The organism is Phenylobacterium sp. VNQ135 (assembly GCF_049445735.1).
GTDB lineage: Bacteria > Pseudomonadota > Alphaproteobacteria > Caulobacterales > Caulobacteraceae > Phenylobacterium.
Window position 1 is genome coordinate 21470 of record NZ_JBMSDS010000003.1, and the last position, 15769, is coordinate 37238.

Here is a 15769-nt window from a genome sequence, read left to right on the forward strand (position 1 = left end):
CTCGCTGAACCCGACCCATACCAACCTGACCCGATCGAAGACGCTGACGCGTCAAAGGTGCCTATGAAGAGTTTGCTGGAACAGCTGCCTGCCATTGTCGCTGAAGGGAAGCGCGAAGCTGAGCGCGTTATGGAGCGGGCTGAGAGCAACTACCGGATTGGTCTTCAGACGAGAGAGCTTGTTGTTCCGTCGAGGGACACGAATTGGCAGGACCTCTTTCGCCGGAAGTCACCACAGGTGGCTTCATCATCCGCTGATCCGAGTGCCCTTATTTATGGGGACAATCTACTGGCAATGGCCGCCCTACTCGCGGGGAGCGACGGCGCAGAATCTCTGCGAAACAAGGTTGACCTGATCTATATCGATCCGCCGTACGACAGCAAAGCCGACTATCGTTCGACAATCGAAATACTCGGCGCTTCCTACGACCAGTCGCCCACTGTTTTGGAGCAATTTGCTTACACGGACACGTGGGCGGACGGAACGTCATCCTACCTAAAGATGATCGTTCCTAGGCTATACCTCATGAAGGAGTTGCTAGCTCCTGAAGGAACAATATTTGTCCACCTTGATTGGCACGTCGGTCATTACGTAAAGGTCGCTCTCGACGAGATATTCGGAAGAGATCATTTTATTAACGAAATCATCTGGCACTATTATAACAAGATGCAGGGAAATGTGAAGCATTTCCCAAAAAACCATGACGTGATCTATTGGTATCGGAATGGGGACAAATTCCCGTTCACCAAAATAAAGGAAGAGCGGGTCGAGAAGCAGCGACAGCTCAAGCGCGTTTGGAGCAAGGAGAAGCAGAAGCTCGTCAATGCAAGAGACGAGAACGGTAGTCTTATATACATTGAGGCTGAAGACAGGGGGGTGGATGACGTTTGGTATATGTCCATGCTTCAGCCGGCCGACAAAACGGAAAACCTAGGGTACAAAACTCAAAAGCCTGAAACGGTTATTGAGACCGTTATAGCCGCAGCTTCCAAGGAGGGCGATCTCGTCGCGGATTTCTTTGCCGGGTCCGGCACGACGGCAGCAGTTGCGGAACGCCTGGGCCGCCGCTGGATTGCATCTGATCTTGGCAAGCCGGCCTGCATGATGGCGCGCAAGCGGCTGATTGACCAGAATGCCAAGCCCTTCCTCTTTCAACACATTGGCGATTATCAGGTCGAACAGATGCGCTCGACCATGGGTAGCAAGTTCCGTATTGGCGACCTCGCTGAAATCGTTCTCGGGCTCTACGGTGCGCTGCCTCTTCCTGTTGAAGAAAACCCAAACAAGAATATGGGCCGGCTCCAAGGGACCAAGACCCTCGTGCTTGCCGATAGCCCAAACAAGATGACCGGCCTGGCCACGCTGCGCCGGGCCATCGAAATTCGCGATAATCTGATGGGCGGGTGGGACAAGGTTGTTGTGCTCGGCTGGAACTTCTCGCCGACTATCGGCCACGACATCGAGGCGCTTGGGCAAGGTGAACGACTTGAGGTTCTCGTGATCCCGCCTGACCTGCTCGACCGATTGAAAAAGAAGGGCCACAAGCTCAAGGCCGACGAGGTGCGCTTCTCCTCGCTGCAATACCTGAAGCTAGGCGCAGTCTCGCGCGACCGAACGGGGGACAAGGAGTCCCTATCCGTCGCCATCGCCAACTACGTGCTTCTTTCGCCGGAGGCGCTGAATCTCGACGAGGTAAACCGGGACAAGCTGCATAAGGTCATTAGCTCTGATCCACTTGCTCTAATCGAATATTGGAGCGTCGATCCGGACTATGACGGTGAGGTGTTCCGCTCTGTCTGGCAGGATTATCGGGGTAACACCGAGAACGACAGCGACCCCTACCGTGTCACACGAACGGCGCGGCTCACCGGATTGCCGAAGAAGGACGGCAAGCGCCATGTCTGCGTGCGCGTGGTCGATGTGTTCGGCTTCGAAGCCGAAGCGACGGTGGAGGTCGCGTGATGTCGAGCATCAACGACCTCTCTCTTGCCAGGGGACTGACGGCGAGAGTCGACGAAGCCTGTGCGGGGCTTGAGAACGGCGAGGCTCCGATCCTCGACCAGGTTTCAGAGGTAACGGCCGAACTCCTGAAATGGTGGTTTCAGGCTGAGTTCCAGGACGCCCGTACCTTCAATTTCCACGCCGGCCAGCGGCAGGCCCTGCTCAATGTCATCTATGCCCATGAGGTGCTGGGCATCTCGACCCTGCAGGACCTCTACCAGGTCGCTGCACCGGAGGTGATGCTGGCGAGCACGCGGGACTCCGACATTATCCGCGCGCAGAAGAACGCCTATCCGAAATATTGCCTAAAGATGGCGACCGGCACCGGTAAGACCTGGGTGCTCCAAGCCATCATGGTCTGGCAGATTCTCAACGCGAACCGTGCGCCAGACTCTCGGCTCTTCACTAAGAATTTTCTCGTCGTCGCTCCCGGTCTAATTGTCTACGACCGACTTCTGGACGCATTCATGGGCAAGGAGCGCGACGGCAAGCGGGATTTCTCAATCTCGGACTTATCCGTTTTCCAGGAGCTGTTCATCCCGGACGCCTATCGAGACGAGGTGTTCCGCTTTGTGCAGGGAGCCGTCTGCCCAAAGGAGGACATCGGCCGAAAGGTGACGGCTGGCGGCATCATCGCCATCTCGAACTGGCACGTTCTTTCTGATGAAAGCGAGCCGCTAGAAGACGAGGGTGTTCAAGCTCCGGGCGAGGCCGCTGATCCCAAGGTGGTGGTGCAAAGCCTCCTGCCGCTGACGCCGGGCACAACCCAAGGCAACGACCTGAACGTCCTGAATCGTCGCTACGAGCGGGGCGGTATCCTTGATTATCTCAGGGATTTGCCTGCCCTCATGGTCTTCAACGACGAGGCGCACCATATCCACGAGTTCAAGCGCGAAGGCGAAGTGACCGAGGTTGAATGGCAAAGGAGCCTCAATCTCATCGCCGAGCCGAAGGGGCGCCGTTTCGTGCAGGTGGATTTCTCGGCGACGCCCTACAACGAGGTTGGGACCGGCCGAAACAGCAGGAAGTCCTATTTCCCGCACATCGTTGTGGATTTCGATCTCAAGACAGCCATGCGCGCCGGACTGGTCAAATCCCTTGTGCTGGACAAGCGCTCTGAAATCGGGGCGCTTAGCCACGACGAACTGGATTTCAACGCCGACCGCGACGAGAACGGAAACCCCGTGCTCTCGGAAGGGCAGCGGATCATGCTTCGCGCCGGCCTTACGAAGCTTCGCAAGCTCGAAGCTGATTTCGCCGGGCTCGATGCCGAGAAGCATCCGAAAATGCTGGTCGTCTGCGAGGACACGACAGTCACGCCACTCGTTGAAGAGTTCATGCGGCTCGAGGGCTTGGCGGACGACGAAATTCTCCGCGTGGACTCGAACCGCAAGGGCGAGCTGAAGCCGGACGAGTGGAAAGTCTTGCGCGAGCGGCTGTTCGATGTCGATCGCCATCGGGCGCCGCGCGTAATCGTCAGCGTGCTCATGCTCCGCGAGGGCTTCGACGTGAATAACATATGCGTCATCGTCCCGCTGCGGGCCTCGAGCGCCGGAATTCTGCTTGAGCAAACTATCGGCCGTGGTCTGCGGCTGATGTGGCGCGGCAACGAATATGACGACATCAAGCGGGAAAACCGCCAGCTCATCCGAGCCGGGCGTACGCCCACGAACATGATCGACATCCTGTCGATCGTCGAACACCCCGCCTTCCAGAGCTTCTATGACGAGCTGGTGCAAGAGGGGCTCGCAGCCGAGGCGGACGATGAGGACGAGCAAAACACCAGCTCAACCGGCGACCTCATCTCAGTGGGCCTACGCCCCGGCTACGAACCATTCGATTTCGCGATTCCGTTTATTCTCCGAGAGCAAGTCGAAGAGCTGGAGGAGACGAAGATCGATTATGAGGAACTTGCGCCGTTCGGCTCGTTCACGCTCGATCAGCTGAAAAGCCAAATTGGGCAGGGTGAGAAATTTCACTCGGAAGATGTCCAGGCTCGCACGCGCTTCGGGGACTATCGTGTCCACGGCGGCGTAATGACGGCCACCGGCTATAACGACTATTTGGCGCGCATCACGCGGAGGATCACCGAAGCCATTACGCTGACGGACACGACCTCCAGCTCGAAGGCGTTCGCCAATGCGAGCAAGTTCCCATACATCCAGATCAATCGCGCTGAGCTTGCAGAGGCGATCGACACCTACATCCGCACCCGCCTTTTCGGACATGAGTTGGAGCCACTCGTCGACGAAAACTGGCGGGTCCTTTTGATCGACCCCGTCACCGAGCACATCATCAAGGTTTGGGCTCGCGCGATCCTTGAAGCGGAAGACAGCGTGGTTGTCGCCGGAGCGGAGGTGGCCCACCGTCGGCTCTCGGAAGTCACCAAACTGGCCATGCGCGAGGGGTCCTCGCTTGCCGTCAATAAGGCGATCTACTTCCGCTTACCTTATCCCTCGCGCGCTGGGGGGCTGGAGCAGGCGTTCATGGAAAACTGTGAGCGCGACGCAAGTGTTGACGCCTTCTGCAAAATCAATGAGCAGAAGCATACTTTCGCAAGACTCCGTTATATCAAGGAGGATGGCCTGCCCGCCTTCTATTCGCCGGACTTCTTCGTGCGCTGCGGCGACTTCATCTATCTGGTCGAGACAAAGGCTCAGGGGCAGTTGACGAGTCCAAACGTGCTTCGCAAACGCAAGGCGGCGGTGGCCTGGTGCGACCGCATCAATGAGCTCGAGGCTGATCAGCGTTCCGAAGCCGAGTGGGCCTATGTTCTCCTCGGCGAAGATACCTTCTATGGATGGCGGGACCGAGGCGGCTCCGTCGCCGAAATGCTCGCCTTCGCGAAACTCCGGCCAGCGGAGGCCCGCGGCCAAGGGCGGTTTGCCTTCTAGCCGACATGCCCAGCTATCAGGGGAAGCTCGACGGACTTTGCGGTCCGTACGCGGTGGCCAATGCGCTCGAGTGTTGCGGCCTCGACTTGGAGCATGAGCGGCTCTTCCGGCTCGCCTGCGCCGCGCCTGCGCGCGCGCGCTGGCCGCAGCTCCTTTGGGAAGGAACAACCTTCTCCGACGTCCAGCGCATGGTGCGGAGTTGCCTCGATAGCCCAGCAAACCGCCTCGGCATTCGTGCGCGGTATCCGTTTCTCAAGAGCCCGCCAATGAGCAACGCCGACTACTGGCGTCGCTTCCACGAGGTCTTTGATGACCAAGGCGCGCTCTGCGGCATCATCGGGATGACGCAACCTTGGGCGCACTGGATTGTGGTTGGTCGGGATGGCGGTCGGCTGACCTTCACGGACTCTGATCCGCGGACGCCACACCGACGAAGGAACCAGGCATCCCTCTTCGCCGGGGAGAGGCGGCGTCGTCCGAGCCAATGGCTTATCGACCGCCGCGAGTTGATCGTATTCAGCGTCGGATGACGCGCTGCTTCAGCCATTGCTCTTGCAACGCGGCGCGGGCGCGCCGGAGCGCGCCCCCGGAGAGCTATGCTTGCAGCTCGTCAATTAGCGCCAGCATCTCGCGCAACTTTTCCCGGGCGCCGGTGAGCTTGCGGGCGACGATGAGGTCCTGGCGGCCCGCGAGCTGCAGGACGCTCTCCAGGACCTCGTCGGAGTGGCGGAGCAGGGTGACGAGGTTCTCGCCGCTCGGCCCGTTCTTGGCGTGGAACCAGTTCTTGACCGCCCGCTCGTTGGCGCGGGTCAGCCGGACCACGACCTTAACCGCGGCGGGCGTGCCGCCGAACTCGCGGCGCAGGGCCTCGGCGATCACCTCCGGGAAGGGGCTTGGGCCGGCTGCCGGCGGAAGAGAGTTTCCGGATTCGGACTGAAGAATTCGGTCCTTCTGCGTAGGCGACATTTCTCCCCCTCCGGCCGTAGCTTGGGGTGCGCGACAAGCCCGGAGGTTCTTGGCGGAGCCGGTGCGCTTGGCGCGGATCGGATGGCCTTAGGATGAGCGCGCCAACCGCCCGAGATCGCGAAACAGGCCCACTGACGCGGGCCGCGCAGTATGTGCGCATGTCGACCGAGCACCAGAAGTACTCGACCGAAAACCAGGCGGAGATCATCGGTCTCTACGCCGCCCAGCGCGGCTTCGAGATCGTCCGGACCTATGCCGACGAGGGCAAAAGCGGCCTTCGCCTGGACGGGCGCGATGCGCTGAAGCAGCTGATCGCCGACGTCGAGGCCGGCGACACGCCGTTCGAGGCGATCCTCGTCTACGACGTCAGCCGCTGGGGCCGCTTCCAGGACGCCGACCAGAGCGCCTATTACGAGTTCCTCTGCCGAAGGGCGGGCATCGCGGTGCACTACTGCGCCGAACAGTTCGAGAACGACGGCAGCCTCAGCGCCACCATCATCAAGAGCATGAAGCGCGCCATGGCCGGCGAGTACAGCCGCGAGCTTTCGGCCAAGGTGTTCACCGGCCAATGCCGGCTGATCACCCTTGGGTTCCGCCAGGGCGGCCCGGCCGGGTTCGGCCTGCGCCGGCTCTTGGTCGACGAGCATCGCCAACCGAAGGCCGAGCTCGCCCGCGGCGAGCACAAGAGCCTGCAGACCGACCGGGTGGTGCTCAAGCCGGGCCCGCCGTCGGAGATCGAGGTCGTGCAGCGGATCTACCGCATGTTCGTCGTGAACCGGCGCTCCGAACGCGAGATCGCGGTGCTGCTCAACGCCGAGAACATCCTGACCGACCTCGGCCGACCGTGGACCCGCGGGACGGTCCACCAGGTGCTGACCAACGAGAAGTACATCGGCAACAACGTCTACAACCGCGTCTCCTTCAAGCTGAAGACGACGAGGGTGGTGAATCCGCCCAAGGCCTGGGTGCGGGCGGACGGGGCCTTCGAGCCCATCGTCGATCTCGACTTCTTCGTCGCCGCGCAGCGGATCATCGAGGAGCGTAGCCGTCGCTACACCGATGCCGAGCTGCTCGAGCGCCTGACCGAACTCCTCGCCCGCAAGGGCTGTCTCTCCGGCCTGGTCATCGACGAGGTCGAGGACATGCCGTCGAGCTCCACCTACCGCAATCGGTTCGGCAGCCTGGTCCGCGCCTACGAGCTGGTCGGCTACACCACGGGGCGGGACTTCCGCTACCTGGAGACCAACCGGGTGCTGCGCGCCTTGCATCCGGAGGTCGTCGCCCAGACCGTCGCCGAGATCGAGCGGCTCGGGGGCACGGTGCGGGCCGACCCGGTCACCGACCTTCTGCGGGTCAACGACGAGTTCAGCGTCTCGCTCGTCATCGTGCGCTGTTCGCGCACGAGCGGCGGCGACCGTCGCTGGAAGATCCGCCTCGACACCGGCCTCAAGCCCGACATCACCGTGGCCGTCCGCATGGACGCGGAGAACGCCCAGGTGCAGGACTACTACCTGCTGCCGTGGATCGACCTCGGGCCGCTCGGCAGCCTGCGCCTTCGCGAGGACAACGGCGTCTTCCTCGACGCCTACCGCTACGACGGCCTGGAGGCGTTCTACGACCTGACGCGGCGGGTCCGTCTGAGGGCCGCCGCATGACCGCCGCGCCCGACGTCGACATGATCCCGGTGGCCGCGATCAAGGTCCTCAACCCGCGGGCGCGCAACAAGCGGGTGTTCCAGGAGCTGGTGACCAGCATCGCCAACCTCGGCCTCAAACGGCCGATCACCGTCAGCCTGCGCCCCGACGGCGGCTATGACCTGGTCTGCGGGCAAGGCCGGCTCGAGGCCTTCCTCGCCCTTGGCCAGACCGCCATTCCGGCGGTGGTGCTGGAGGTGTCGGAGGAAGACTGCTTCGTGATGAGCCTGGTCGAGAACCTCGCCCGCCGACTCCATAGGCCGTTGGAGCTGGTGCGCGAGATCGGCGCGCTCAAGGCGCGCGGCTACACGATCCAGGAGATCGCCGCCAAGACCGACTTCACGCCCGAGTACATCTGGGCGATCTGCTACCTCCTGGAGCATGGCGAGGAGCGGCTGATCAACGCCGTCGAGCGCGGCGTCATCCCGCACACCATCGCCATGGAGATCGCCCGCGCGGAGGACGGCGACGTGCAGGTCGCCTTGGCCGACGCCTACGAGCGCAAGGCGCTGCCGGGCAACCAAATGCTGGCCATCCGGCGGATCATCGAACAGCGCCGGATCAGCGGAAAGGCCGGGCACAGCGGCGCGCGCGGCGGGCCGCGCGTGCGGGTCAGCGCCGACGGCTTGGTGCGCGCCTATCGCAAGGAGACCGACCGCCAGAAGCTGCTCATCAAGAAGGCCAGCCTAGCGCAGAACCGGCTGCTGTTCGTGGTCAATGCGCTGCGCCAGCTGCTCGACGACGAGCACTTCGTCACCCTGCTTCGCGCCGAGGCCATGCACACTATGCCGCGGCCGCTGGCCGAGCGTATCGGCGCCGCGGGCGGCTGAGATGGCGCGGCCGGTCAAGCTGGCCTTCGAGCGCCAGCTCATCGTGGCGCGCCTCGATGAGATCCTGCCGACCCGCCAGGTGACCGACCAGGTCAAGAAGACGGTGAAGTACCGCCGCATCGAGCAGTCGATCCGCGAGATCGGCGTGATCGAGCCCTTGGCCGTGGTCCGCCCGACGGGCGGCGACCGGCTGATGCTCCTCGACGGCCACATCCGCCATGCGGTGCTGTTGGACCTCGGCGAAACCGAAACCCGCTGCCTGCTGGCGCGCGACGACGAGGGCTTCACCTACAACAAGCGCATCAACCGCCTGGCCACGATCCAGGAGCACTACATGATCGTGCGGGCCATCGAGCGCGGCGTCTCCGAGGACAAGATCGCCCGCGCGCTCAACGTCGATGCCCGTTCGATCCGCCGACGGCGGACGCTTCTGGAGGGCGTCTGCCCCGAAGTGGTCGAGCTGCTCAAGGATCGCTCGGTCAACCCGGTGACCTTCGACGTCCTGAAGAAGATGAAGCCGGGGCGGCAGGTCGAGGTCGCCGAGCTGATGCTGGCCGCCGGCAACTTCACCGCCAGCTACGCCAAGGCCCTGCTCGCGGCCACGCGGCAACCGGACCTGGCCCGGCCAGAGCGGCCCAAGAAGGTGGGCGGCATGACGCCCGAGCAGATGGCACGCATGGAGCGGGAAATGGCCTCGCTCAACCAGGATTTCAAAGCGCTGGAGGCGTCCTACGGCGAAGACGTCCTGCATCTGGTGATCGCCTCCGGGTACCTGGCCCGGCTGATCGGAAATCCCGAGATCGAGCGCTTCCTGCAGTCTCGGCATCCCGAGATTCTGATCGAGTTCCGCGCGATCATCACCGCCGCCTCGCTCGATCAGACGCCCGCGGCCGGCGTGGTCTAGCGGGTGCGATGACCCCTCAGGGGTTCCAGCGCATGGCGCCGCTTCGCCGACCGCCGACGCCATCGAAGTAGGAGCCGCCGTAGAGATACCAGCTCAGCCCGTTGAGATAGGCGATGGCGGTCTCCGGCGTGACGGTGGCGGCCTCGTCATCGCTGATCCGGCCGCGCGCCCAGCGGCCGGATCGGCTGAACGCCTCGTACTCGTAGCGGAGCCAGAGACGGCCGCAGGATCGGCACCGCTCGATCGTGACATCGGCAAAGCGTCCCTCGGTCTCGTCGCAGCCGACCGGCCGTGACTCGAATTCCGTGTAGCGAGCGCTGGCCTGCTCGCACACGCAGCCGGTCATTTGGGGCGGCTTCCGCGCAGGCCGTTCCTCGCTCGTCAGCGCAGGCATCATCTCTCCTCCGGCGGGTTCATCACGGCCAGAGCGTGGCGGCGCCATCCGACAAATCCGGTCGCGCCTTGCCAGTCCAGATCAGGGGCTCAGGCCTGCAAATCGGCAAACCGCTCAGCGAGGATGCGCTCCGCATCCGCGTCCTTGAGCCGGTTCTGCGGACCCGGCTCCCCAGCCAATTTCCCAGCGCCAGCCAGAGCTCCACGACACGTGGCGCACAGCAGCACAACGTCGTCGGCGTGCCCCAGATCGTCGAGCGACTTGTGGTAGACCCCGCGCTCCTCCTCCGAGCCGCAGGCTTCGCAACCCAAGTTCTGGAACTCATGGGCGCGGAACCACAGGTGTTGGGCCATCGCGTCGCGCCATTCCGGGGTCCGCAGGTAGTCGGCATAGGGAAGAGCGGCGAGCACCTGGCAACGTGCAGCGCGCGCCTTGTCTTGCCGATCGCTCGCGAGCCGTCGTGCGTCGAGCACCGCTTCCTCGCACCCGAGACAGAGAACCCGATAGCCCTCCGCCCAGCGGGGGCTGCTGCGCAGGCGCTCCTGCGTCTCTTTCATTTCGTTGCGGCTGCGGATCGGCAGATCCTCGCCGCACCGATCGCAGGGTACCCCGACTGAGACGGGGCCGGCGGCCTTGAGAAGGCGTCCCGGGTGAGCGCGGCCTGTGGCCCCGAGTGCGAGGTCCGATGCATGGACTTCCGGCGCATACCAGTAGGCGTAGATCGCCGCTTCGATACGGCTGGCCTTGTTGGCGATCTGCGACAAAGCTTGGGCTTGCGTCGCCACGAGCGCCTTGAGCTCCGCTAGGCGGGCTTCCTGCAGACGGAGTTCCTCGACCGTGGCCAGCAGAGTGTCCAACTGCGGGCTATTCGGCCGCTCCATCTGCGCCTCCTTGTTCCTGTCTGCGTCGGTCGATGCAGTCCCGCACCGCCGCTTCCGCAGCTGACTTCGTCTCGGCGTCGCCGCGGCCGATGGGGGAGATCCTGTCGTGGTCGTACGCAGACCAGGACCAGCCGGGCCGTCTCGGCCGGATGTCGTAGGCGTGTGTGCGATAGGTAGGCATGACGGTACTCTAACCGACGTTCACGGTTTGTCGCGACGCGCCGGCGCCGTCCTCCACTGGAAAATTCGTATTCGCGATGGAAGCCTCGGGAGGAGGGGGAAAGCCTTCCCCTGCGGCCGAGCCTGAAGTCTCGTCCGACCCCTTCGAGCGGGGGGAGCCCCGCAACGCCCCCGGTTGCGGCGCGGCAGCCGTCGAGAGGACGACGTCCAGCCGGTCCCGCAGCTTGGCCTCGCGCGCCGCCTCGGCCTCGGCGAAAATCCGCCGCATCAGCTTGCGAACCTTCTTGTCCGGAAAGGTGCAGCAGGGCCAGCGTCCCTTGCGCAGCTGCCAACGTCGGATGCGGAAGAAGATCCGGGCGCTGAAGAAGCCCGAGCGGGCGTTGTTGCAGGCCAAACAAGCGGCGACGAGATTTTCACGGTCGCGCGAGCCGCCGTGCACCAACGGCACGAGGTGTTCGATCGTCGCGCCGTCAAGCCGCGCGCCATCCTCGTGCATCTCTCCTGAGCAATAGGCGCACCGCCAGTTCTGCGCTTCAGCCAGGCGCACGCGACGCTTGTTCTTTCCCTTCGGCATCCCTGGGTGCGATCTCGAGGCTTAGGCTTGCGGGGCGCGGATGAAGTCGAGGAAGGCGTTGCCATAGGCGGTCGTCTGCGCCGCCTGCACGCCGCTGGCCGAGCACAGCGCCTTCGGCGATCCGCCGAGTAGCCCTTCGCGGCTCATATCGTCATAGAGCCGATCGAGCAGGCCGGGCGCGGCCGAGAGGTCGGGATGGGCGGCTTCGACGACACCCTGCACCGAGCCCATGTAGACCTTCTTGGCCTCGGCCGCGTAGGCGGCGTCGGCCATCGGGTGGGCCATGAGCGCCAGGAGCTTGAGGTGCGCCTCGGAGAACCGTTGCACGTAGCCGAGGAACGAGCCGAGCAGCGCGTTGTCCAGTTTCACGCCTGCGGCGGTGTTCAGCACGATATTGCGCAAGGCCTCGCGCTTGACGCGGCTGTGGGTCGCCGTCGCCTGTTGGCTGGCCTGCGCCACGGTTGAGACGAACACCTCGTCGGCCGCGAGGCTGTCGGCCGTGAGGCCGTCCATTCGCGCGACTAGATCCGCCAGCGCCTCGCCCAGGCCGGCGAACCAGTCCTCTTGGCGTCGGCGCAAGGGATTGCCGACCGCCTTGTCCAACACCTCTTGAGCAACAGCGCCAATGCCGGGAATGGCGCCGAGGGTCAGTCTTGCGACCGCGTAACCGAACTCCCGGTCATCACGGCGTGGAAAAGACGGCACGGAGGTCTCAGTCATTTGGGCTCCCAGGCGCGGGTGCGTTCGCGTCACGCCTTGTTAGCCCACCGGAGCGACAAAATCGGTCGCAGGGTGCAACTCTTTCCTTCAGTCCAGATTTGGACTATATCCAGTTTGTGGAGGAACCGATGCCTATCGCCAAACGTCGTTCGGACGATGTCGCCGAAGCGCCGCCTATTCTGCTCGCTCAGCGTTTCTCGCCCGCGAACCGTCGCCGGCTGAGCGGTCCGGGGCTGCGGACCTTCCTATCCATCGCCGATCTCTGGGGCCTCTCGGACGAGGAGCGCCTGCTTGTCCTCGGTCTGCCCTCCAGGTCGACCTACTACAATTGGGTGAAGGCCGTGCGTGAGCACCGGGACATCACGCTCGACGTGGACATGCTCACCCGTATCTCGGCCGTGCTAGGCATCCACCAGGCGCTTGGCGTCCTTTATCCCACTGAGCGGGAAGGGGTCGCCTGGCTGCGTACCGCCAACGCCGCGCCGATCTTCGGCGGCCGCCCGCCGATCGCCCTGATCACCTGCGGCACTCAGGACGGGCTGATGAGCGTGCGCCGGTTCCTCGATGCAGCGCGTGGCGGCCTCTACATGCCGCCGGGGGACCTCGACCGCGATTTCCGGCCCTACACCGACGCGGACATCGTCTTCACGTGACCGACGTCTATGCCGCCGCGCCGGAGCCGACGTTTCGGCTGATCCCGTCGCGCTTTCCGCCGATCGGCCTCTTTGACACGGTGGCCACGGCGGCGGACCTCGAGCCGGTGATGGAGCTCGCCGGTTGGACCAATGATCGGCTCGTCGCCGAGCGCATTGCGCGCTTGCCGCAGGCCGAGTGGGTCTATGGTCGGCCGAACGCCAGCGTGGTCATGGCCGCGTTTCTGCACGTCGCGCCGGCCGGCATGAGGTTCAACGGCCCGGACCTCGGCGCCTGGTACGCCTCGGCCGCCTTGCCTACCGCCATCGCCGAGGTCGGCCACCACCTTCGGCGCGAGGCGGTCGCCACGGGCGCCGCCTCGCTGACCCGGCAATATCGCACCTACACCGCGCGGCTGGCGGGCGACTATCTCGACATACGCGGCCGGCAGACGGCGCGGCCGGACGTGTACGCCAGCGACAGCTATGCCGCGGGCCAGGCGCTCGGCGAGTCCGTTCGCGCCTCCGGCGGTGCAGGTCTTCTGTTCGATAGTCTCCGCCATGCCGGCGGGCTGAACATCGTCGCCCATCGGCCGCGCAACGTCCTCGACGTCACCCAAGCCGATCACTTCGAGCTTTCCGTTGAGGCGGCGAGACCCCGCATCGAGGCGCGCCGCCTCGCCGCGTGAAGGCAGCGACGTCGCTCAAGCTGAAGGCGCCACCCCTGAGCCGCACTCACTCGGCTAGACGGGGAGCCTGTGACAAGGCCCCGGCTAGCGACCCCCGCAGACCGCATGTAACGTCCCGCTGTTAGGGGCGGCTGTCAGTGCTTACGAGAATAGACCGGTTAAAGAACATCGGCCGATTTAGGTCGTTCAATCAACGCGCTGATGCGCTCGGACGGCTGGCGCTGCTCTTCGCGCGCAACGGGTTCGGGAAGACCACGATCTGCGCAGTGCTAAGGTCAGCCGCCGCGCAGGATTCCGGCTCTATTGATGAGCGGCTTCATCTTGGGAATGCCGGCCCGCCGGAGGCGGCGCTCGTCTTTGACCCTACCGGCGCCGTCGTCTTCCAGAATGGTACGTGGAATCGCAGTCCGCCGAGCATTCTCATTTTCGACGGCGAGTTCATCCGCCGCAATGTTCACGCAGCCGACGAGGTCACGCGCGACAACAAGCGCCAGCTTCTCCGGGTCATTGTCGGCGCGACCGGTGTTCGGCTGGCGGAGACCGTGACCGAAATCGACGCGAAGAACACGAAGCTCAACAACGAACTCAAGGAGATCGAGCGTGCGATCCATGTCGCCCACCCCGTGATCACCGATTACGCCGGGTTCGCGAACGCCGACATTCCCGAGGACATTCAGGCGCGGATTGAGGGACAGAAGCGCCGGCTCCTCGCAGCGCAGCGCGCGAGCGACGTGCGCACCCGGATGAACATCGGCGTTTGGCAGCAGTTGCCGAACCTGGACACCGTGATCCCCTTGCTCGCTAACGTGCTCGACGGCGCGAGCGCGGCGGTTGAGCGGCGAGTCGCGGAGCACATGGCCAAGCACGCCTTCGACACGAATGGCCGACGGTGGCTCGCTTACGGCGCTGCACGGGCGAAAGACGCCTGTCCCTACTGCGATCAGGAACTCCGACCTTCGGCCATCGCCGCCGACTTTAAGGTGCTGTTCGGCGCCGCTTACACCGAGCTGATCAAGGCGCTCGAGGTTCAGCTCGCCACCGTGAACGCCCTGATCGCCACGGGTCAATCGGGGAGTATTCGAGAGGTCGTCCTCAGCAATAGAGCGGCTATGGAGTTCTGGCGCCAAGTCGGCGAGTTGCCAGTGCTGGACGATTTTGACGATAGTGAGCTTCAAGGCTTCGTGGACGCGCTGCAGCCGTTGGCGGCATCCCTCGAGCAAAAGCTCGGCGCTCCCCTGCAGTCGATCCAGCTCTCCCCAGATCAAATCGAGGCGGCGCGCGACGCGCTCGGGCGCCTCGAAGCCCACGCCCTCCAGATCCTCGCTTGCAACCAGGCCATCGAGCAGGTCCGCAAGGACAATGCCGGACAGGTCACGACAGCGCAGCTGAAGGAACTCCAGGATGCCGTCGACAAGCGCATTGCGCTGCAGGCCAAGGCACAGGACCCCATCAAGAAGCTATGCGATGATTGGAAGCTGAAGACCGCGGAGCGCGCCACCCTGGCCAGCAACCGAACCGCGGCTCAAAAGGCGCTGACAACCCACGTTGAGGCGACCGCGGCGGCTTACGAAAATGGAATCAATGAACTGTTGGAGGCCTTCGGAGCCAATTTCCGGCTTTGCCAGACCAAGGCCAGCTACGTCGGTAGAGACCCGAATACGGAATACTGCATCGACGTAAACGGGCATGTGCTTAAGGCCGGGGAATCCGGGGCCGCGGCCAAGCCGAGCTTCAGGACCGTTCTGAGCGCAGGTGACAAGTCCAGCTTGGCCCTCGCTCTCTTCATCACTCAGGTTAAGCAAAGAGCTGACCTGGGCGACTGCATTGTCGTCTTCGATGACCCATTCAACAGCCAGGACACAGCCCGTCAGTTCGAAACGGCATCGCAAATCCGTCTGATCGCAAGCCAAGCCCGCCAGGTGTTGGTGCTGTCGCATGATCCGCGCTTTCTGCATCTCATAGCGAAGGACAAGGGCGCTCTCCCGGTTACGCAGCACCAGATCGTCGCCGAAAGCGATTGGGTCGCCAATCTCAAAGCTTGGAATGTCGACGAAGAGGTCAAGGCGGATTACGTGCGGCGTGCCGAGCGCATTCGCGCGTACGCTTCAACCGGTCAGCACCTCGCCGACTGTACCCCGGCGCTCTTAGCGAGCGATATCCGCGTGTTCGTCGAGGAGTATATCGATCTACGGTTTCCAGGTCGGTTTGCGCCGCGGGCGGTCCTGGGCGCCATGGTCGACGAGATCGAGGCCGCCGGCGACACCGACCACCTCTATGTTCATCGACATGACCTGCGTAGCTTAAACGAATTCAGCCGCCCTGATCACCATCGCGGCACGGCGCCGCCAGATCCAACGCAGCTCCGCGCCCAGTGCAAAAAGGTGGTCAAGATCATCGGCGCCTATTGATG

The 15769-nt window shown here is 63.7% G+C and carries 14 protein-coding genes; 9 read left to right on the forward strand and 5 right to left on the reverse strand.

The genetic code is table 11. The features are described 5' to 3' along the window. The first annotated feature begins 63 nt into the window (after positions 1 to 63). The 3 genes from ACO2Q0_RS11250 to ACO2Q0_RS11260 are packed head-to-tail and all read left to right on the forward strand — an operon-like array spanning position 64 to position 5425. Entirely contained in the window at positions 64 to 1962 is a 1899-nt protein-coding gene (locus tag ACO2Q0_RS11250) for a DNA methyltransferase (protein ID WP_423351618.1), read from the forward strand. Further along, positions 1962 to 4895: a DEAD/DEAH box helicase family protein gene (locus tag ACO2Q0_RS11255; RefSeq protein WP_423351619.1), complete on the forward strand. Its 2934-nt coding sequence runs from the start codon at positions 1962 to 1964 to the stop codon at positions 4893 to 4895. The genes ACO2Q0_RS11250 and ACO2Q0_RS11255 overlap by 1 nt, the downstream gene beginning before the upstream one ends. Before the next feature lie 5 nt (positions 4896 to 4900). Beyond that, positions 4901 to 5425 (forward strand): hypothetical protein, encoded by a 525-nt coding sequence (locus ACO2Q0_RS11260; protein WP_423351620.1) that lies wholly within the window; start codon positions 4901 to 4903, stop codon positions 5423 to 5425. A 64-nt stretch (positions 5426 to 5489) separates the two neighbouring features. Here ACO2Q0_RS11260 and ACO2Q0_RS11265 read toward each other — a convergent pair whose 3' ends face one another. After that, entirely contained in the window at positions 5490 to 5774 is a 285-nt protein-coding gene (locus tag ACO2Q0_RS11265) for a hypothetical protein (protein ID WP_423351621.1), read from the reverse strand. A gap of 179 nt (positions 5775 to 5953) precedes the next feature. On the opposite strand from ACO2Q0_RS11265, the gene ACO2Q0_RS11270 reads away from it, so the two are divergent. From ACO2Q0_RS11270 to ACO2Q0_RS11280, 3 genes are read left to right on the forward strand one after another with little or no spacing between them, the layout of a single operon-like run. Next, positions 5954 to 7516 (forward strand): recombinase family protein, encoded by a 1563-nt coding sequence (locus ACO2Q0_RS11270; RefSeq protein WP_423351622.1) that lies wholly within the window; start codon positions 5954 to 5956, stop codon positions 7514 to 7516. After that, positions 7513 to 8385 (forward strand): plasmid partitioning protein RepB C-terminal domain-containing protein, encoded by an 873-nt coding sequence (locus ACO2Q0_RS11275; RefSeq protein ID WP_423351623.1) that lies wholly within the window; start codon positions 7513 to 7515, stop codon positions 8383 to 8385. The genes ACO2Q0_RS11270 and ACO2Q0_RS11275 overlap by 4 nt, the downstream gene beginning before the upstream one ends. A 1-nt stretch (position 8386) precedes the next feature. Then, complete coding sequence (locus ACO2Q0_RS11280) at positions 8387 to 9289, forward strand: plasmid partitioning protein RepB C-terminal domain-containing protein (protein WP_423351624.1); 903 nt, start codon at positions 8387 to 8389, stop codon at positions 9287 to 9289. Between the two features lie 16 nt (positions 9290 to 9305). Here the strand turns inward: ACO2Q0_RS11280 and ACO2Q0_RS11285 are convergent, their stop codons facing one another. From ACO2Q0_RS11285 to ACO2Q0_RS11300, 4 genes are all read right to left on the reverse strand, one after another. Beyond that, complete coding sequence (locus tag ACO2Q0_RS11285; RefSeq protein WP_423351625.1) at positions 9306 to 9683, reverse strand: hypothetical protein; 378 nt, start codon at positions 9681 to 9683, stop codon at positions 9306 to 9308. Between the two features lie 89 nt (positions 9684 to 9772). Continuing rightward, on the reverse strand, positions 9773 to 10564 hold the full coding sequence (locus tag ACO2Q0_RS11290; RefSeq protein WP_423351626.1) for a hypothetical protein: 792 nt from the start codon (positions 10562 to 10564) through the stop codon (positions 9773 to 9775). Positions 10565 to 10754: 190 nt separating this feature from the next. Beyond that, positions 10755 to 11318, reverse strand: coding sequence for an HNH endonuclease (locus ACO2Q0_RS11295; protein ID WP_423351627.1), 564 nt, complete (start codon positions 11316 to 11318; stop codon positions 10755 to 10757). Between the two features lie 21 nt (positions 11319 to 11339). Further along, a complete protein-coding gene (locus ACO2Q0_RS11300) occupies positions 11340 to 12038 on the reverse strand; it encodes a hypothetical protein (RefSeq protein WP_423351628.1) in 699 nt (232 codons plus the stop codon). Positions 12039 to 12166: 128 nt separating this feature from the next. On the opposite strand from ACO2Q0_RS11300, the gene ACO2Q0_RS11305 reads away from it, so the two are divergent. From ACO2Q0_RS11305 to ACO2Q0_RS11315, 3 genes are all read left to right on the forward strand, one after another. Continuing rightward, positions 12167 to 12691 (forward strand): MbcA/ParS/Xre antitoxin family protein, encoded by a 525-nt coding sequence (locus ACO2Q0_RS11305; RefSeq protein WP_423351629.1) that lies wholly within the window; start codon positions 12167 to 12169, stop codon positions 12689 to 12691. After that, on the forward strand, positions 12688 to 13359 hold the full coding sequence (locus tag ACO2Q0_RS11310; protein WP_423351630.1) for an RES family NAD+ phosphorylase: 672 nt from the start codon (positions 12688 to 12690) through the stop codon (positions 13357 to 13359). The genes ACO2Q0_RS11305 and ACO2Q0_RS11310 overlap by 4 nt, the downstream gene beginning before the upstream one ends. Before the next feature lie 137 nt (positions 13360 to 13496). Beyond that, positions 13497 to 15767 carry an AAA family ATPase gene (locus ACO2Q0_RS11315; protein ID WP_423351631.1) on the forward strand — a complete coding sequence of 757 codons (2271 nt, stop codon included), beginning with the start codon at positions 13497 to 13499 and terminating at the stop codon, positions 15765 to 15767. The last annotated feature ends 2 nt before the right edge of the window (positions 15768 to 15769 follow it).

Excerpts from the sequence above, each read along its gene's own strand:
- ACO2Q0_RS11260 (WP_423351620.1), top strand. The coding sequence starts at position 4,901 with ATGCCCAGCTATCAGGGGAAGCTCGACGGACTTTGCGGTCCGTACGCG.
- ACO2Q0_RS11250 (WP_423351618.1), top strand. The coding sequence starts at position 64 with ATGAAGAGTTTGCTGGAACAGCTGCCTGCCATTGTCGCTGAAGGGAAG.
- ACO2Q0_RS11295 (WP_423351627.1), bottom strand. The coding sequence starts at position 11,318 with ATGCCGAAGGGAAAGAACAAGCGTCGCGTGCGCCTGGCTGAAGCGCAG.
- ACO2Q0_RS11275 (WP_423351623.1), top strand. The coding sequence starts at position 7,513 with ATGACCGCCGCGCCCGACGTCGACATGATCCCGGTGGCCGCGATCAAG.
- ACO2Q0_RS11305 (WP_423351629.1), top strand. The coding sequence starts at position 12,167 with ATGCCTATCGCCAAACGTCGTTCGGACGATGTCGCCGAAGCGCCGCCT.
- ACO2Q0_RS11290 (WP_423351626.1), bottom strand. The coding sequence starts at position 10,564 with ATGGAGCGGCCGAATAGCCCGCAGTTGGACACTCTGCTGGCCACGGTC.
- ACO2Q0_RS11285 (WP_423351625.1), bottom strand. The coding sequence starts at position 9,683 with ATGCCTGCGCTGACGAGCGAGGAACGGCCTGCGCGGAAGCCGCCCCAA.
- ACO2Q0_RS11255 (WP_423351619.1), top strand. The coding sequence starts at position 1,962 with ATGTCGAGCATCAACGACCTCTCTCTTGCCAGGGGACTGACGGCGAGA.
- ACO2Q0_RS11300 (WP_423351628.1), bottom strand. The coding sequence starts at position 12,038 with ATGACTGAGACCTCCGTGCCGTCTTTTCCACGCCGTGATGACCGGGAG.
- ACO2Q0_RS11280 (WP_423351624.1), top strand. The coding sequence starts at position 8,387 with ATGGCGCGGCCGGTCAAGCTGGCCTTCGAGCGCCAGCTCATCGTGGCG.
- ACO2Q0_RS11270 (WP_423351622.1), top strand. The coding sequence starts at position 5,954 with ATGAGCGCGCCAACCGCCCGAGATCGCGAAACAGGCCCACTGACGCGG.